Origin of the sequence: Siminovitchia jepli, assembly GCF_047228825.1 — a bacterium.
Lineage (GTDB): Bacteria > Bacillota > Bacilli > Bacillales > Bacillaceae_C > Siminovitchia.
In genome coordinates this window covers 1-655 of record NZ_JBFEGN010000222.1, presented here as the reverse complement: position 1 = coordinate 655, position 655 = coordinate 1, and the positions used below count along the sequence as shown (strand labels likewise).

The window sequence follows — 655 nt, the reverse complement described above, 5'->3', positions numbered from 1 at the left end:
AATCACAGACCACCCGTTCAACGGGTGGTTTGACTCAGCCCTGTAAGGGCATGTTACTGGCAACGCCTTAAAGGCGTAGTTTCGCAAGCCGGTCATTGTCCTTAATTGTTAATTTTATCTTCTATCATGTCTGCTTCAGTTTGGTTTTTTATATACTTTTTAATAACCTCTTCATTTCTTCCTACTGTATCCACATAATATCCTTTTGCCCAAAAGTGTCTATTCCCTTTCCTCTTGTATTCCGGATGCCTATCAAATATCATTAGTGCGCTTTTACCTTTTAAATACCCCATAAATGTTGAAACACTAAGCTTTGGTGGGATTTTGACACATAAATGGACATGATCAATAGATACACTTCCTTCTACAATTTCAATTCCTTTATACTCACAAAGCTTTCTAATTATTTCTCGAACATCTTTTCTAAGTTGACCATACATGGTTCTCCGTCTATATTTAGGAATAAACACAATATGGTACATGCAATTCCACTTTGTATGTGATAAACTTGAATTATCCATAATGGATGTCCTCCTCTGCCCGACATTGGCTTGCGAAACCTTTGTCATTATAGCAGAGGAGGACTTTTTATCATACGTAAAGGTACTTCCGTTTCTGTTCTCCCACGCATAGCGTGGGGCTTAATTTGGAGTTA

1 protein-coding gene is annotated in these 655 nt (G+C 37.9%); it reads right to left on the bottom strand.

Annotated elements, in window-relative coordinates:
• Positions 1 to 101: 101 nt before the first annotated feature.
• Positions 102 to 521 carry an IS200/IS605 family transposase gene (gene tnpA, locus AB1L08_RS22490; RefSeq protein WP_244708095.1) on the bottom strand — a complete coding sequence of 140 codons (420 nt, stop codon included), beginning with the start codon at positions 519 to 521 and terminating at the stop codon, positions 102 to 104.
• Between the last annotated feature and the right edge of the window lie 134 nt (positions 522 to 655).

Bases quoted from the DNA above. Each gene is read 5' to 3' on its own strand.
- tnpA (WP_244708095.1), bottom strand. From the start codon at position 521: ATGGATAATTCAAGTTTATCACATACAAAGTGGAATTGCATGTACCAT.